The 243-nt window shown below is 50.6% G+C and carries 1 pseudogene; it reads left to right on the top strand.

Going from position 1 to position 243, the window contains the following annotated elements:
* A pseudogene (locus tag HBA93_RS22965) lies at positions 1–243 on the top strand (MFS transporter); the annotation flags it as partial.

A 243-nucleotide genomic window follows, 5' to 3' on the forward strand; every position in this document is an offset into this window, starting at 1 on the left:
GAAAACCCGTTGCTCAATATCCGCTGGCTGACAAGTCGCCAGACGCTGACGTTTGCCGGTATGTTGTTGGTCTTTCGTCTGGTGCTTTCCGAGCAGACGGCCGGAGCAACGGGTATGTTTCAGGCTTTAGGTATTTATAATGAGCAGAGCACCGGTCTCTATTGGGTGCTGATCGCCAGTTCCGTTATGGGTGGTATTATCTGTGCAATGGTCATCAGACCGGGCAGAGAAGCGTATATTTAT

The sequence above is a fragment of the Ochrobactrum sp. SFR4 genome, from assembly GCF_019730395.1.
GTDB lineage: Bacteria > Pseudomonadota > Alphaproteobacteria > Rhizobiales > Rhizobiaceae > Pseudochrobactrum.